The sequence below is a fragment of the Chengkuizengella sediminis genome (assembly GCF_010078385.1).
Classification (GTDB): Bacteria; Bacillota; Bacilli; order Paenibacillales; family KCTC-33759; genus Chengkuizengella; species Chengkuizengella sediminis.
In genome coordinates this window covers 401,234-417,463 of record NZ_SIJC01000004.1, presented here as the reverse complement: position 1 = coordinate 417,463, position 16,230 = coordinate 401,234, and the positions used below count along the sequence as shown (strand labels likewise).

16 protein-coding genes and 1 riboswitch are annotated in these 16,230 nt (G+C 34.2%); of the genes, 11 read left to right on the top strand and 5 right to left on the bottom strand.

Translation table 11 applies throughout. From position 1 onward, the window contains the following. Positions 1–217: 217 nt before the first annotated feature. The 6 genes from EPK97_RS11050 to EPK97_RS11025 all read left to right on the top strand — a co-directional run bounded on the left by EPK97_RS11050 (position 218) and on the right by EPK97_RS11025 (position 8,448). The gene (locus tag EPK97_RS11050) at positions 218–1,375 is read left to right on the top strand and encodes an exonuclease SbcCD subunit D C-terminal domain-containing protein (RefSeq protein ID WP_162036669.1); all 1,158 of its coding nucleotides are present in this window, start codon (positions 218–220) and stop codon (positions 1,373–1,375) included. After that, positions 1,372–4,464, top strand: coding sequence for an AAA family ATPase (locus EPK97_RS11045; RefSeq protein ID WP_162036668.1), 3,093 nt, complete (start codon positions 1,372–1,374; stop codon positions 4,462–4,464). Before EPK97_RS11050 ends, EPK97_RS11045 begins: the two co-directional genes overlap by 4 nt. A gap of 115 nt (positions 4,465–4,579) precedes the next feature. Continuing rightward, positions 4,580–4,687, top strand: a riboswitch (SAM riboswitch). 81 nt (positions 4,688–4,768) lie between these two features. After that, positions 4,769–5,806, top strand: coding sequence for a methionine ABC transporter ATP-binding protein (locus EPK97_RS11040; protein WP_162036667.1), 1,038 nt, complete (start codon positions 4,769–4,771; stop codon positions 5,804–5,806). Next, a complete protein-coding gene (locus EPK97_RS11035) occupies positions 5,787–6,452 on the top strand; it encodes a methionine ABC transporter permease (protein WP_162036666.1) in 666 nt (221 codons plus the stop codon). The genes EPK97_RS11040 and EPK97_RS11035 overlap by 20 nt, the downstream gene beginning before the upstream one ends. Positions 6,453–6,468: 16 nt before the next feature. Further along, positions 6,469–7,308 (top strand): MetQ/NlpA family ABC transporter substrate-binding protein, encoded by an 840-nt coding sequence (locus EPK97_RS11030; protein WP_162036665.1) that lies wholly within the window; start codon positions 6,469–6,471, stop codon positions 7,306–7,308. Between the two features lie 210 nt (positions 7,309–7,518). Beyond that, positions 7,519–8,448 carry a DMT family transporter gene (locus tag EPK97_RS11025; RefSeq protein WP_162036664.1) on the top strand — a complete coding sequence of 310 codons (930 nt, stop codon included), beginning with the start codon at positions 7,519–7,521 and terminating at the stop codon, positions 8,446–8,448. 17 nt (positions 8,449–8,465) lie between these two features. Here the strand turns inward: EPK97_RS11025 and EPK97_RS21395 are convergent, their stop codons facing one another. Further along, positions 8,466–8,633 carry a hypothetical protein gene (locus EPK97_RS21395; RefSeq protein WP_170295512.1) on the bottom strand — a complete coding sequence of 56 codons (168 nt, stop codon included), beginning with the start codon at positions 8,631–8,633 and terminating at the stop codon, positions 8,466–8,468. A gap of 197 nt (positions 8,634–8,830) precedes the next feature. On the opposite strand from EPK97_RS21395, the gene cuyA reads away from it, so the two are divergent. The 5 genes from cuyA to EPK97_RS11000 all read left to right on the top strand — a co-directional run bounded on the left by cuyA (position 8,831) and on the right by EPK97_RS11000 (position 13,204). Then, positions 8,831–9,856, top strand: coding sequence for a D-cysteate sulfo-lyase (gene cuyA / locus EPK97_RS11020; RefSeq protein ID WP_162036663.1), 1,026 nt, complete (start codon positions 8,831–8,833; stop codon positions 9,854–9,856). Between the two features lie 49 nt (positions 9,857–9,905). Beyond that, on the top strand, positions 9,906–11,336 hold the full coding sequence (locus EPK97_RS11015; RefSeq protein ID WP_162036662.1) for a Na+/H+ antiporter NhaC family protein: 1,431 nt from the start codon (positions 9,906–9,908) through the stop codon (positions 11,334–11,336). A gap of 23 nt (positions 11,337–11,359) precedes the next feature. After that, positions 11,360–12,073, top strand: coding sequence for a sulfite exporter TauE/SafE family protein (locus EPK97_RS11010; RefSeq protein WP_162036661.1), 714 nt, complete (start codon positions 11,360–11,362; stop codon positions 12,071–12,073). Positions 12,074–12,139: 66 nt separating this feature from the next. Then, positions 12,140–12,514, top strand: coding sequence for a RidA family protein (locus EPK97_RS11005; protein ID WP_162036660.1), 375 nt, complete (start codon positions 12,140–12,142; stop codon positions 12,512–12,514). A 243-nt stretch (positions 12,515–12,757) separates the two neighbouring features. Beyond that, positions 12,758–13,204: a hypothetical protein gene (locus EPK97_RS11000; protein WP_162036659.1), complete on the top strand. Its 447-nt coding sequence runs from the start codon at positions 12,758–12,760 to the stop codon at positions 13,202–13,204. A 76-nt stretch (positions 13,205–13,280) separates the two neighbouring features. On the opposite strand, the gene EPK97_RS10995 is transcribed toward EPK97_RS11000, so the two are convergent. From EPK97_RS10995 to EPK97_RS10980, 4 genes are all read right to left on the bottom strand, one after another. After that, positions 13,281–14,102: a DUF368 domain-containing protein gene (locus tag EPK97_RS10995; RefSeq protein WP_162036658.1), complete on the bottom strand. Its 822-nt coding sequence runs from the start codon at positions 14,100–14,102 to the stop codon at positions 13,281–13,283. A 112-nt stretch (positions 14,103–14,214) separates the two neighbouring features. Then, a complete protein-coding gene (locus EPK97_RS10990) occupies positions 14,215–14,853 on the bottom strand; it encodes an ABC-2 transporter permease (protein ID WP_162036657.1) in 639 nt (212 codons plus the stop codon). Next, positions 14,846–15,712: an ABC transporter ATP-binding protein gene (locus tag EPK97_RS10985; RefSeq protein WP_162036656.1), complete on the bottom strand. Its 867-nt coding sequence runs from the start codon at positions 15,710–15,712 to the stop codon at positions 14,846–14,848. Before EPK97_RS10985 ends, EPK97_RS10990 begins: the two co-directional genes overlap by 8 nt. After that, positions 15,712–16,092: a GntR family transcriptional regulator gene (locus EPK97_RS10980; protein ID WP_162036655.1), complete on the bottom strand. Its 381-nt coding sequence runs from the start codon at positions 16,090–16,092 to the stop codon at positions 15,712–15,714. Before EPK97_RS10980 ends, EPK97_RS10985 begins: the two co-directional genes overlap by 1 nt. Between the last annotated feature and the right edge of the window lie 138 nt (positions 16,093–16,230).

Here is a 16,230-nt window from a genome sequence, read left to right as displayed (position 1 = left end):
TAAGCACTTATTGTAGTGCTTTTTATTTTGAACAAAACCAACAACATAGATAAATAAACAGCTAAATCCATGAAATGGATGAATTAACAACATATATAATCTTTCAAACATGTGATGATGAATAGTATAATGAGAGGAACATAAAGATGAACCTCTAAGGGAGATATAATTAAAAAAGTTTTGTAGCTTTTGAATTAAGATAAAGGTAGGTGTGAAAGTGAAAATATTTCATACAGCGGATTGGCATTTAGGTAAGCTGGTGCAAGGTGTGTATATGACCGAGGATCAACGCTATGTATTAGATCAGTTTATAGAGGCGATCAAACAAGAACAACCAGACGCAGTCATTATTGCGGGAGATTTGTATGATCGAGCGGTACCTCCAACGGAAGCGATAGATTTATTAGATGAAGTGCTCCAAACGATTGTGATCGAATGCAATACTCCAGTCATTGCAGTAGCTGGAAACCATGATAGTCCAGGAAGGCTGCAGTTTGGAAGTCGAATCATGAAAGCCTCAGGTTATTACATAGTCGGAGAGTTCACAGATGATTTTGAACCTGTCATACTGAACGATGGATTTGGAGAAGTTCACTTCCATCTCGTTCCTTATGCAGAACCAGGGAAAGTTAGACATGTTTTACAAAACGATGAAATTCGTACATATGATGAAGCGATGAGAGAAACAGTAGAACGAATTCAAGAGAACATAGATCCAAATGCACGTCATATCTTTGTAGGTCATGCGTTTGTCACACCATATGGTGAAAAAACCGCAAATACAAGTGATTCAGAACGTCCTCTCTCCATGGGAGGGACGGAATATGTTAGTGCAGAATATTTTTCACCGTTCCATTACACTGCTTTAGGTCATTTGCATCAAGCCCATTATGTGAAAAATGAAACCGTTAGATATGCAGGATCTCCATTAAAATATTCTATATCAGAAGAAAACCATAATAAGATTTTCTACGTTGTTGAATTGGATGGAGATGGGCAAACAAATATCGAAAAAAGGAAATTAACGCCTAAGAGAGATATGTATACGATCGAAGGGAATTTAGAAGAAATTGAACAAATGGAGAAAAATGAGGACTATGTTTTTGTTCGTCTGTTAGATGAAACCCCAGTATTATCTCCTATGGAACGTGTTCGCAGCGTTTTTCCAAATGCAATGCATGTAGAGCGTAAATTAACGGTAACTCAAATAACTGACAATGAAGAACAGGTCGTTGAAAGATCCAAAATGGATGAAATCTCTCTTTTTAAAGCTTTTTACAAAGAGGTAAGAGGAATGGAAGTCACTGGAGAGACAGAGAAACAATTTACCAACGTTTTGCAGGAAATGTTGCAAGTAGAAGGTGAGCGAAGATGAGACCGATAAAAATTAAAATGACTGCATTTGGTCCGTATAAACAAACGGAAACCATTGATTTCACACAGTTGCAGGAACATCGCTTATTTGTGATTTCAGGGAAAACAGGTGCGGGAAAAACTTCTATTTTTGATGCGATTTGTTTTGCTTTATTTGGTGAAGCGAGTGGTCAGGATCGTAACGATTCAAAAATGCTGCGAAGTCAATTTGCAGATGATGAGTTGTTTACATCCGTTGAGTTGGTATTTGAGCTAAAAAAGCATACCTATCGTATATTCCGTCAGCTTCCTCACGTGAAATCAGGTAATAAAAGTGCAACAGGAGAGCGGTATGAGTTTTTTGAAACCACAGGTGGAATGGAAAAACCGATGTGTGAACGTTTTATTGTATCTCAAGTCAATGAAAAAGCACTTCAATTATTAGGTATAAACAAAGAACAGTTTAATCAGATTGTGATGCTCCCGCAGGGAGAATTCCGCAAGTTGTTAACTTCAGATACGGAAAATAAAGAAGAGATTTTACGTCGAATTTTCAAAACAGGATTATATAAAAATGTAGAAAATATACTCAATGAGAAGCGAAAACAATCTCAATCTCTTTTTGAACAGCAAATTAAAGAGAGAGGCATCTACATTAATAGCTTAAAAACAGCATTACCTATGAGGGACAACACACAACTGACTGAAGTTTTTGGGCAAGAGTTATATAATACATTTCAAATTTTAGATGCACTTGAGCAAGAGATTTCTTTTTATAAAGAACAATCGAGCAAAAATGAATTCAAACTTCAACAACAAACAAAAAAACTGCAAGATCTGACGGCTCAATATCATCATGCAGAAGCGATTAATCAACGATTTGATACACTCGAACAAAAAAGAATACATAAAGAAACTTTAGAAAGTCAGTTACCTCAAATGGCTTCAATGAAAAAGAAGCTAGAGCAAGCAGAAAAAACGGATCGAATCGAACTCATTGAACAAAATCGAATGGAAGCTAAAAAAGATTTTCTCTCTAAAAATGATGCAATGGAAAAAGTCAAAAACAGAAAGATTCAATCAGATGAAAAGATGAAAAATGCGATGACAGCCTATCAAATTGAGGAGCAAAAACAACCTGAACTAGATCATATCACAAAGCAGTTGGAACATCTTGGGCAATGGCTGCCAGTGGTAAAAGATTTAAATCAGAAGCAAACTCAAATCAAGGAACTTGAACAGAAAAGAGAACGATTACAACAAACTTTCAAAACTATTGAACAGCAAATACAAACCAAACAAACAGAGAAAAACAAAACCCAGAATGAAGTTAAAGTTTTTGAGGAACAGCTGCGTTCATTACCAGAAAAACAGGAGAAATTAGCAGAAAAACGAGAACAATCGATCGTATTTACCGAATATATGAAATTGAAGCTAGCCGTAGTTGAAATGAAAAAAGAAGCCGCATCTAATAAATTGAACTTTGAACAAAAACAAAACGATTACACGCAATTAGAAAAACGTTGGATTGAAGGACAGGCTAGTATCCTGGCTTCTCAATTACATGATGGGGAGATATGTCCTGTTTGTGGTAGTAAGGAACATCCTTTGAAAACCAATAGCTCTAAAGAGATTCCATCAAAACAAGATTTAGACATGTCTAGAAAAGTGAAGGAACAAACTCAAGATGAATTCCGTAAAGTTGAAGCAAAATTAGAGAACTCCCTTTTACAAATCGAAGAAAAGGAAAAAGCAGTCATTCAGTATGGTTTTCTCTTAGAACATATAAACGAAGAGTATAATCAATTTGTTCAGGTCGGGAAAAAACTAAAAAAAGAAGTAGATTTGTTAAAAGATAAACAAAACAGGTTGGATCAGCTGAAACCAATGTTGGAACAGTTGAATTTAGTACTAGATCAAAAAACTCTGGATAAAGATAAAAACATAGCAGAGCTAAACGAACTTAATACGAAATATTCTACTGAAAAAGCATTGTTGGAGCAAAGCGTTGTGAATATACCAGAGGAAGTTCGATCTCTTGTGAAATTGGAAGAAAGAATTGGACAAACACAAAAGCACAAAGCGAATTTAGAACATCGATGGAAAGCCGTACAAGAACAGCTTGAACAAACGAAAATACAACAATCAGAAGTGAGAGTGCTTTTCATAACTACAGAAAAACAGGTGCTAGAAACGAAAGATAAACTAGATAAAGCAAATATGCAGTTTTCCCAAAGCTTAGAAGAAGCGGGCTTTTCTCAAGAATTAGATTATCAGAGTGCAAAAATGACAAAGGAGAACCGTCAACAACTTACACAACAAATAGAAGAGTGGAAATCTAACCTGTCATTAGTAACCAAGCAGATAGAAGAATTAAAGAAAGAATTAAAAGATAAAAAACAGTTTGATTTAAATGAGATACAGAACGAATTAGACCAATTAAAAAAACAGGTTGAACACATTAGAGAACAATTTTATGAAGTACATAACTACGCTGAACGAGCGGAAGAAGGAAAACAGAACATTTTGTCAGTGAGTGAGAAAGTGCAGGAAGCTGAGGAGCGATATCAGTTAATTAAAGATTTATATGACGTAATACGAGGGGATAATGCAAAGCGAATTTCTTTTGAGCGTTATTTACAGATCGAGTTTTTAGAACAAATCATTCAGATGGCAAATCAAAGGCTGCAAAAGTTATCTAACGGTCAATTTCAATTGTTGCGTAGTGATCGATTGGAAAAGAGAGGAAGACAAAGTGGTCTTGGATTAGATGTATATGATCACTACACAGGACAGTTACGTGATGTAAAAACGATGTCTGGTGGGGAAAAGTTTAATGCTTCTCTTTGTTTAGCACTAGGCATGGCAGATGTGATTCAGTCATATGAAGGTGGCATCTCGATTGAAACGATGTTTATTGATGAAGGGTTCGGTTCATTAGATGAGGAATCATTAACAAAAGCGATAGATACATTGATAGATTTACAAAAATCAGGACGGATGATCGGCGTGATTTCACATGTGCAAGAATTAAAACAGTCGATCCCAGCTGTTTTAGACGTCAAAAAAACAAAAGAAGGAATCAGCAGTACAACTTTTGAAGTGAGATGAATTTCTTATAAATGAGATCTAAATTATGAAATGTAAGATTTGACACCATATGATAGACATGTTAAAATCATTTTCATACTTTAATTAAGTAACTTAAAACTTCATAATACAACTGCTCTTATCAAGAGAGGTGGAGGGATGTGCCCTATGAAACCCGGCAACCGTCAATGATGAATTGAAATGGTGCCAATTCGCACAAAGTGTAAACTTTGGAAGATGAGAGAAAGGTAAATCATAGATTAGTGAACCTTTCTGCTCATGTAGAAAGGTTTTTTGCTATCAAAATTTAGGCTGGTGAAACATCATGATTAAATTATCGAAAGTAACAAAAACATATGAGACTGGAGACAGTACTGTCACAGCTGTTCAAAAAGTAGATTTGAATATTGCTGCTGGAGAAATATTCGGAATTATTGGCTATAGTGGAGCCGGTAAAAGCACATTGATCCGTTTGCTGAATGGATTGGAAACTCCAACCCACGGAACCATTACTGTTGCTGAAAGAAATATGACACAAATTAGTGGGCGAGAATTAAGAAAAGCACGTCAAGAGATCGGCATGATTTTTCAACATTTTAATATATTGTGGTCACGAACGGTTCAGGAGAACATTTCATTTCCGCTTGAAATTGCCGGTTTTCCTAAAAAAGAGCGTTTGAAAATAGTAAACGAACTGATCAAAATTGTTGGATTAGAAGGAAGGGAGAAAGCTTATCCTTCACAACTAAGCGGTGGTCAAAAGCAGCGGGTTGGTATAGCTAGAGCATTGGCGAACAAGCCAAAAGTACTGTTATGTGATGAGGCTACGTCTGCATTAGACCCACAAACGACAGATTCTATTTTGGATCTTTTAGTAGATATCAATCAAAAGTTAGGATTAACCATCGTGTTAATTACGCATGAAATGCACGTCATACGTAAAATATGTCACCGAGTTGCAGTGATGGAAGATGGACAGGTTGTAGAGGAAGGAAATGTGTTTGAAGTATTTCAAAATCCTCAGCAATCCATGACAAAGAGATTTGTGAATCAAGTCATTGAACCCGAATCTTCTAACGAAATGATAGAAAACTTACTAGCTCTACATCCAAAAGGAAAAGTCGTTCAATTGACCTTCGTAGGGGATACAGCTGAAATGCCTCTGATTACGAATGTGATCAGAAAATTTGATGTAAGTTTTAATATATTACAAGGAAAAGTTTCTCAAACACATGGAGGAGCAGTAGGAACTATGTTTGTACATGTGGATGGGAAAACCCAAGAAGTAGAACAGGCGATAGGATACATTCGTCAGCAAAAGGTAAAGGCGGAGGTGTTGATTCATGAAGGAATTACTGCCTAATGTAGAGTGGGATAAAATGTGGGAAGCTACAGTGGAAACCATTTATATGACAGCTATCTCAGTAGTGGCTACATTTGTTCTTGGGATCATTTTAGGTATACTATTGTTCTTAACCTCGAAAGGGAATATTTATGAAAATAAAATCATTCATGCTTTTGTGGCTGCTATTGTTAATATCTTTAGATCTATTCCGTTTATTATATTAATCATTTTATTGATTCCTTTCACAAAAGCTATCGTGGGTACTATCATAGGAGAAACTGCGGCATTACCTGCTCTAATCGTAGGTGCAGCCCCATTTTATGCACGGATGGTAGAAATTGCATTAAAAGAAATTGATAAAGGGGTCATTGAAGCGGCAAGGGCAATGGGAGCAAAAATATCTACAATTATCTGGAAGGTTCTGCTGCCCGAATCTATGCCAGCATTAGTATCTGGAATTACGGTAACTGCGATTGCTATAGTAGGTTACACAGCAATGGCAGGAGTAGTAGGTGCAGGTGGATTAGGAAATTTAGCCTTTTTAGACGGGTTTCAACGTAGCCATAATGATGTTACAAGAATTTGTACCATCATTATATTGATCATTGTATTTTCAATTCAGTTTGTAGGTGACTATGTCACTTCAAAAATAGATAAAAGATAAAAAAGGGGAGAGAAACATGAAAAAAATTTTATTATCAGTTGTATTATTTGTTTTTGTACTAGCTTTAGCTGCTTGTGGTAGTGATAGTGTAGAAGGAACGAAGGGGGAAGAAAATCAAGAAGCAGTTACATTAGTTGTTGGAGCCTCTAATGTACCACATGCTGAAATTTTAGAGCAAGCTGAACCAATATTAGCAGAAAAAGGAATTCAATTAGAAATTATTACATTCCAAGATTACGTTTTACCAAATACAGCGTTAGCTGAAAAAGAATTAGATGCTAATTATTTTCAACATATCCCATACTTAGAAAGCCAAATTGCTGACCATGGTTATGATTTTGTAAATGCTGGTGGGATTCATATTGAACCAATCGGAGTATATTCACAAAACTATGAAAGTTTAGCTGATTTACCAGAAGGAGCTCAATTAATTATGAGTAACTCTGTGGCAGATCATGGACGATTTTTATCTTTATTACAAACTGAAGGGTTAATCACTTTAAAAGAAGAGATTGATACTACTAAGGCTACTATAGAAGATATTGCTGAAAATCCTAGAAATATTGAATTTATTGCAGATATCGAAGCAGGACTTTTGCCGCAAGTTTACAACATCGGTGAAGGAGATGCCGTTTTAATTAATACAAACTATGCGATTGATGCTGGTTTAAACCCAGTTGAAGATGCGATTGCTCTTGAAGGCTCTGAATCTCCATATGTGAACATTATCACTGTAAGAAGTGGTGATGAAACTCGTGCAGAGATCCAAACATTAGTAGAGGTTTTACGTTCAGAGGATATTCAAAACTTTATCCTTGAAGAGTATAACAATTCAGTTGTTCCTGTATCAGAATAAGATAATAAACACAATATTATTGCAAAATCCCCATTGGATTTATTCAATGAGGATTTTTGCTGTGTATATAACCTTATATAAAGTAATTAACATGATTGCTCTAATCAAGGAGTATTTTGGATTGGTACTATAAAAAGTTTTACAATCTGGTTCTTAATCAAACCAACTAAAATTGATATATTTGTTAAAAATAAAGTTGGTGTTCATCACATGTCAAATGTAAATTTAAAATCATATATATATTTATCTTCTGCAATGTTTATTGTAGGTAGCTCTATCGTGGTTGGCAAATTAATGGTTCAAAGTATACCTGTTTTCTTAGCTTCAGGGATTCGTTTTGGGATCGCTTCTTTGTTACTATTTGTAATTCTATACTTATTTGAAGGGGGTATTCCGAAGTTAACTAAGAAGCAGTTTTTAATATTGTTTCTTCAATCTTTCACTGGCGTTTTTTTGTTCAGCATTTGTTTATTATACGGAGTACAGTATACAAGTGCATTGGATAGTGGAGTTATCACAAGTATTACTCCAATGGTTATTGGTTTATTATCATATATTTTATTAAAAGAAAAGATGAATAAGAGTGTTATAATAGCAATCTTATTTGCAGTTCTTGGTATTTTGGTTATTAATATAACTAGTGAGGAAGGGACTACAAAAGGTTTATTACCTCTTTGGGGTAATTTTTTGATATTTGTTGCCGTGATAGGAGAATCTTTATTTACGGTGCTAGGTAAATATTTATCAAATAAACTGAGTCCACTTGCCATTTCTACATTTGTAGCTTTTTTTGGCTTTATCTTGTTTGTACCTTCTTCTTTATATGAGGCAACTCAGTTTGATTTTAGTCAGACTACTTTGATAGATTGGTTGTATGTTTTATATTTCACGATATTTGTGACTGTCATTGCATTTTTTCTTTGGTATAGTGGGGTTTCAAAAGTTTCAGGTAATATATCCGGCGTATTTACAGCGGTTATACCTGTATCAACGATGTTTTGTTCTTATTTATTATTAGATGAACAATTCACTTTAGGTCATGTGATTGGCATGTTTTTGGTGATGATATCAACCTCAGTCATATCCATACGGAAAAGACCCAGAGCGGACATTTCTTTGCTGGGTCGAAATAAAGAATGAATCAATTATCTAGAATATTATCGAGTTATTGCATAATAAAGAACATATAACCAACTAAATAAACCATGTATACAAGCCCATATGATAGATTTATGTAAACTCCAAGATATTGCAATAGCTAGAGCTGAACCAAACGTAATACCATTGGATACATAATTATATTTTTTCTCCTTCACAACCCTCATCTTGATCCTCCTAATCTAATTAATTTTAATATATACAGTTCTATACTTTAGCTTAAATTCCTTTTCCCATTATATTACTTGCGATTTATCATTGATTTTTTTAATGATCATCATTTTTATAATTAATTTTACATATTTATACGATCAGCATATGATAATAAATATTTACTCATAATATTTGCATTGGAGGTACATTCATGGATTTAACATCTTACCCTCGTCGTATTTATACAGAATTCGTAACCCCTCTCCAACACCTTAAAAAACTATCTAGTATATTAGGTGGACCTAATATTTATGTAAAAAGAGATGATTTACTTGGTTTAACAGGTGGTGGAAATAAAACAAGGAAACTTGAATTTTTAGTAGCAGATGCTTTAAAACAAGGTGTCGATACATTAATAACTACTGGTGGAGTTCAATCTAACCACTGTCGAATGACTTTGGCAGCCGCGGTTAAGGAAGGGTTAAAATGTCGTCTGATCATTGAAGAAAGAAATCACATATACAACCCAAAGGAAAATGGAAATGTCTTTTTATACAATTTGCTGGGTGCAGAACAAATAAAGGTTGTTCCAGACGGTACAGATGTTGTGAAAGAGATGGAAACAGTTAATGAAGAGTTAAAAAAAGAAGGAAGAAAAGGTTATATCGTTGCTGAAGGCGGTGGTAATGATCTAGGAGCTCTTGGTTATGTTAGTGGTTCTCAAGAAATTTTAAAACAAACTTCTGAGATGGGAATTTTGCTAGATCATATCATTTCACCAAGTGGTAGTGGGGGGACTCATGCTGGTTTAGTGACTGGATTTTATGCAAGTGGAAGCGGAATTCCTGTCACAGGTATTAACGTTCGAAGAGATAAAGCTGCTCAAGAAGAAAAGGTTTATAACATTGTGAAACTAGCTAGGCAGCGTATAGGTTTTAATGAAGAAATTCCTAGAGAAACAGTTAGAAATTTTGATGACTACTTAGGACCTGGATATGCAATTCCAACTGATAAAACCTTTGAAGCCATTCAACTGCTGGCACAAACAGAAGGTATTTTGCTTGATCCTGTTTATACTGGTAAAACAATGGCAGGGTTAATAGATTTAGTGCAAAAAGGATATTTTAAAGGACAGAAAAATATTTTATTTCTTCATACAGGAGGAACACCATCAATTTACGCAAATGCATCTAATATTTTAGAGCATAATCATCTTTATACAGTGGCATTAGTATAAAAATTTCTTTGAAAGCGAATTCAAAAATTAAATAAGGGGGGATAGCGTCATGAAAAATGAAAAAAGGCTTGAAATGCATGGAGGGGTATTCGGTGGTTTAATTCCTTTAATTATTTTAATTGCGTTCTTAGTAACATTATCCATTGCTCAAAGAGGAGGCACACAAGCGTTTTGGGCTGGTGGTTGGGTTGCTTTATCTGCTGGACTATTGTTTGCCAAAAATAAGAATCATTATATTAATGCCTTCATGAAAGGTATGTCTCAAAAAAATGGAATTGTTATCGTCGTTGCATGGATATTTGCAGCCATTTTCGGAAAAATTGTACAAGCGAGTGGTTTGGTTGACGGTATTTTATGGTTTGGATTAAAAACAGGTGCTCAAGGTGCTGTTTTCACAGTGCTGGCTTTTATTTTAGCTATGCTATTTTCCGTTGGTACTGGTACTTCTAATGGGACATACTTAGCTTTACTCCCAGTTCTTTACCCCGCTGGTGTTTTGTTAGGTGCCGATCCAACCATGCTCGCAGTTGCTATCTTAGGTGGTGGGGTTTTTGGTGATAATCTTGCTCCTGTCTCCGATACGACCATTGCATCTGCATACACACAGGAGGCAACATTAAATACAGTTGTACGCAGTCGCTTCCCGCTTGCTATGTCAGCCAGTATTTTAGCTATTATCGTCCTGTTCTTTGTTGGCGGAGGAGGGACAGTAGTTGATGTGCCAGAGATAGAAGCTAATTTGGACCCAAAAGGTCTTGTGATGTTAATTAGTTTGGCGGTAGTCATTATATCTGCATTATCGAAGAGACATGTCGTTGAATCACTGATTTATGGAAATATCTCTGCTATAGTTCTCGGTATACTCATTGGAAAGATAAATTTAGGGGATGTATTTTCAATACCCATAAACCCAGGAGAAAGTACAGGTTTGATTCAAGTTGGTATTACTAGTGTGACTGGGACGATCGTATTTGCTTTATTTGTTCTGGCAATTACTCAGGTGATGATAGAAAGTGGAGTGATGAGTTCATTTCTGAAATGGGTCCAAAAAAGAAACATTAAATCACCTCGTCAAGCAGAGTTCTCCATTATGTCAGTTACAGGACTAGCATCTGTCATCATTTCTGCAAGTGCCCCTGTTTTGTTAATCGTAGGGTCTACATTCGTTAATCCATTTGGAAAGCGTTTTAACTTATCTCCAGAGCGAAGAGCAAATGTGATGGAATGTATGATGGTTGTTGTATTCTTCATGATTCCTTGGAATCTGTCAGTAATTTTATGGTATAATACGTTGGTTTCATCAGCTCAAGAATGGAACATTGCCTTTCCAAGTATTATATCGGCCTTCTTAAATCCATATTCATGGGCTATGTTAGCTGTACTGTTGTTCTCTGTAATCACAGGTTGGAGACGTAAATTAACTGAAGAAGATGTTTCAACTGATATTTCAATTAAAGTAAACCCTGTAGAAAATGCATAATTAGCTCGAAAGCGAGAGAGATAATGGACAACTGGATGATTTTGATTTTTATCGTTTTTTTTGCTTCACTTTTACAATCTAGTACGGGGTTTGGTTTTTCAATTGTAGGTACACCGTTTCTATTATTGATTTATCCCCCACAAAGCGCAATTCAAATTAACATTATACTTTCACTTTGTCTCTCCATCATAATGATCTATAAGATAAAAAATGAAGTGAATTATCCTTTACTAAAGAAACTAGTATTAGGAAGCCTCATTGGAATTGTTCCTGGTTTGCTAATGTATCTGTTTTTAAATATGGACATCTTTAAAGTAATAGTTGGAGTGCTGATTATTATATTGACCATACTCCTTTTTGCAAAAGTAACAATCAGACAAACAGACAAAAGGGACTTTGCTGCAGGTACTATGTCCGGATTACTAACAACAAGTATCGGGGTGCCAGGTCCACCGCTTCTGCTTTATTTTTCAAGTACAAGCATGGATAAAATGACACTGCGAAGTACTACATTAGCTTATTATTTATTTATCTATTTGGTAAGTTTGATCATGCAAGTTTCTTTTGGTGGGAGTTATTTAGAAGTTTGGACTTCGTCCCTCATTGCTCTTATTCCTTTGTTAGCTGGTATCATACTGGGACAACTTTTATTTAAAAGGATTAACCAAAGAGTTTTCAGAATGATCACTTATGTGATACTTCTTTTTACAGGCTTGTATATGTTAGTCGCATCGTAGGATATTTATCAAGTTTTAAATATAAAATTATAAAATATTAGAAGATAGAGAGGAGTAGTTCATCATATGAACATTATTAATACAAAAAATGCACCTCAAGCAATAGGTCCATACTCACAAGGAATGGTAGTTAACAATTTATTTTACAGCTCAGGACAAATTCCATTAACAGCTGGAGGAGATTTGGTTGAAGGTGGAGTTGTAGAACAAACCCATCAAGTTTTTAAAAACTTAAAAGCTGTTTTAGAAGAAGCAAATGCTTCATTAGACACAGTAGTTAAAGCAACGGTTTTCATTAAAGACATGGGGGATTTCCCTGTTATAAATGAAATTTATGCTGAGTATTTTGCAGATCATAAGCCTGCTAGATCATGTGTTGAAGTTGCAAGGTTACCGAAGGATGTTAAAATTGAAATAGAGGTTATCGCACTTGTCAATTAGATTTTTCTACTGAAGGTACACCCCTTTTAATTCAACATCTAGTCATATTACTAATTTTTGGTCATTACTATAGTTAGTTTAATGAATTTTCTGAATATTATGATATAATAAATTAAGGAAAGGTTTTGTTCCTTGAAAGTTTTGATTCTTATGACTGTATGATCCATGTTTTAACGATCTTCAAGTAAGCTTCTTTCAAATCCCAAGATTTATTTAATCTATTAGAGAGGAGAGGATGAAGGAATGGAAGTAATAGGATCGTTTGAGACCATTTTAACGGAGTTACATGAGATTATGAATTCAAAACCCGCAGCAACAATTCCTAAGTTTCATAGAACTGTAGCCACAGGGGAAAGTGAGGAAAATGCTCCCTTTCAATTAATTTTTGGATGTTACTTTACGCATGAGCCTGTCATCATGTATGGTATACTGAATGAACAATTAGATCAGGGTTGTGTGTATGTCAAACAAAAAGTAAACCCTTCAGAGATCATGAATGATTTTGTAAATTTAGTTACAACCTATTTTCCTGAAAGTACGATGGAATGGAAAAGAAAAATGATATTTGATTTTGGAAATAAATTCACAAAACTTCTTTATAATTTTGATGAAGTGCATTCAAATGAATTGCTTAACTCCGTTATTGACCATCTTGTAAAATATGATCAAAGTATTGATGAGAATATTTGAGAATTAAAATAGATATGATGAAAAATAAAAAACATCTTATTCCACTGCAAGATTAGTGGTTTGAGATGTTTTTTTATTACTTTTGTGGATTGATTTTATATTCCATTTTTCCTAATGCAACGGCTGCACCAAGCCCTAAACAAAGTGTTATTAAACTAATCCATATTTGATCATTTATTCCTGGAAAAATAACAATAACCGATCCAGATACCATTCCAATAATAATAGCGTACATGATTGTAGGAAAAGTATGGAGTAGATAACTTAACAGTTTGCTCATTATAATGATCCCAAATAAAATCCCGAGTCCTACAACACCAATTACAATAAGGTTTAGATCAGAAACAGCATGTATAACTGTTGGATAGACTCCGATAAGTAATAATACAAACGAACCACTCACACCAGGTAAGATCATTGCAGTACTAGCCAACCAGCCAGATAGAAATAATAACAATAGCTCAGTAGGTCCGATTACATCCCACACTTTTGTGGTTGAATCTTCCTTAAAAAACGTCATAGATGCAATAGCTAAACCAGCAATAATCAAGATGAAATAGTGTTTGCTTGTAAAAGTTGATCTTGCATTAGCTTGAATAAATAAAAAGGGCAGAATGCCTATAATCAAACCTAAGAAGAAAAAATAAGTAGGCTGAGGAAATTGTTCTAATAATGTTTCCATGATGTTACTTAAAAGCAATATTGCGGATACCATCCCGATGCCAATTGGGAATAAAAACATAAAATGTCGTTTCCATTCCTTACTGAATAAATTGTTAATGGAGTATAACACGCGGTTGTATATACCTAAGATGACCGCTATTGTTCCAGCACTTACACCAGGGATTAAATCACTCATTCCCATTAAAAAACCTCTGTATATATTTCGCCATTGCATTTTCAAAACACCTGACCTTATGTAAATTTCTTAAAAAAGATGATAACTACAAATTTGTTTTATAGTTATCATCTGTATGTCCGTATTATTGTAACATTTTAAGCATGTTAAGTTAAAGGTCTTTCTTTTGATATGATCGATACGAAATCATCCATGATATAACTAAAAGGATAGATACAGTTATAAATCCAAAGATGGTTAATTGATTAACCGATAATTTATCGAATGTAGATTGAAGTCCCCAGTAATTATTTTCCTCTGCAAAGTTTTTTATAATAGCAAAAGTCAGTGCGATAAGTATAATGAATCCAGCTAAACCGTATCTAATATATAGAGGACCAAGAAAATAAAAAAGAGGGATACTAACTGAAATAAATAACATGATTAATGTGACAACTGCTGCCACATCTATAAAACTCGTACTTCCAAAAGAAAAACCAAATTTTAATATATTTACTAATACTAAAATGATGATCATATTTATAATTATATTTAGAAAGGATCCGAGATACTGTGATGTGACAATTTGTTTTCTGGTAACTGGTAAACTATTTAATAATATATCACTGTTATTTTTATCTGCTCGTTGAAAACTACTCATTATATGTGGTGCAACAAAAAATGTAATATATATGGGAGAGCCAGGACTACCGATTCCGATTTGAATGAATAAAAGAAAAGTAATTAAAACAAAGCTAATGATAATATCGAACCTTTGAATTAATAACTCTTTACGAAGTAGGTTATACATATTGTCCCCTCCTTGTGGTGTAATACATAATATCCTCTAAAGAAACTCGGTCATAGATCACTTGCGGTCCAAGTAGTTCACGTATTGTTTTCTCATCATTCACTAACCCTTCAAATCCAGCATCCGTTTCACGAATTCCTAAAAATAGTTGTCGAGTGTGCTCATCCAAGTATTTTTTTGCTCCTCTAATTATTTTATATTTCTCTAGAAGCATATCTTTTTCATTGTTAAGCAGTATTTCACCATCATGGATAAAAGTAATATAATCGGCTATATGTTCCAAATCACTCGTGATATGTGTAGAGAAAAAAATGGTCTTTTCCTCGTCTTGTATAATATCCTTAAACAGATCCAATATTTCACGACGAGCGATGGGGTCTAAACCAGAAGTGGGTTCATCCATAATAATTAAATCTGCTTGGTGAGACAGTGCAATTGCAATGGCAAACTTCATCTTCATTCCGCTGGATAATTTTTTGATTTTTTTATTTAAAGGTAAATTAAAATCATTCATATAACGTTTGAAATCTTTTTCACTCCAATTTTTATAAAAAGGTGCGATGATCTCTTTCATTTGATTTGTTGTTAAAATTTCATAAAAATGGTGATCTGCGTAAACAAATCCGATTCGTTCTTTAATTTCTTTTGTATGGTTTTCATGATTTAATCCAAAAAGCTGGATGTTCCCAGAATCTTCTTTTAACAAGTTCATGATTAATTTGATTGTTGTTGTTTTACCTGAACCATTTGGACCAATAAATCCTGTGATGAATCCTTTTTTAACTGAAAATGAAAGGTCCTTTAAATGAAACCCTTTGAACTGTTTATTTACATTACTAATCGTTATGACATTTTCCATTAAGATGATTCCTCCTCGTATAACATAGTTAACAAGACTTGCAATACGTTTAATTCAATGCCAACCATTTTGCTTTCTGTTACAATTTGCTCCATTTTTTCCTCAATGATCTTGAGTCTTTGCTCTCTTAAAAACTCAAGATTTTGCCCTGCAACAAAAGAACCTTTACCCACTGTTGAAGTAATTAATCCTTCTTTTTCTAATTCCTCATAAGCTCTTTTCGTTGTAATAGTGCTAACATGTAAATCTTTTGCTAACTTTCTCATTGAAGGTAGGGCGTCACCTTCATTCATGATACTTTTAAGTATTTGTTCTTTGATTTGATTTTTGATTTGATTGTAAATAGGCTCTTCTGATGAATGTGAAAGAACAATGTCCATGTAATAACTCCTTTATATATATTGTATATAATGATTATATACAATATATATAATTTTGGCAAGATTCTCCATTAAAAATATACCAATACAAATAAAAGACAGAAAAAAAAGAACTATAGGATATCCTTAGTTCCTTTT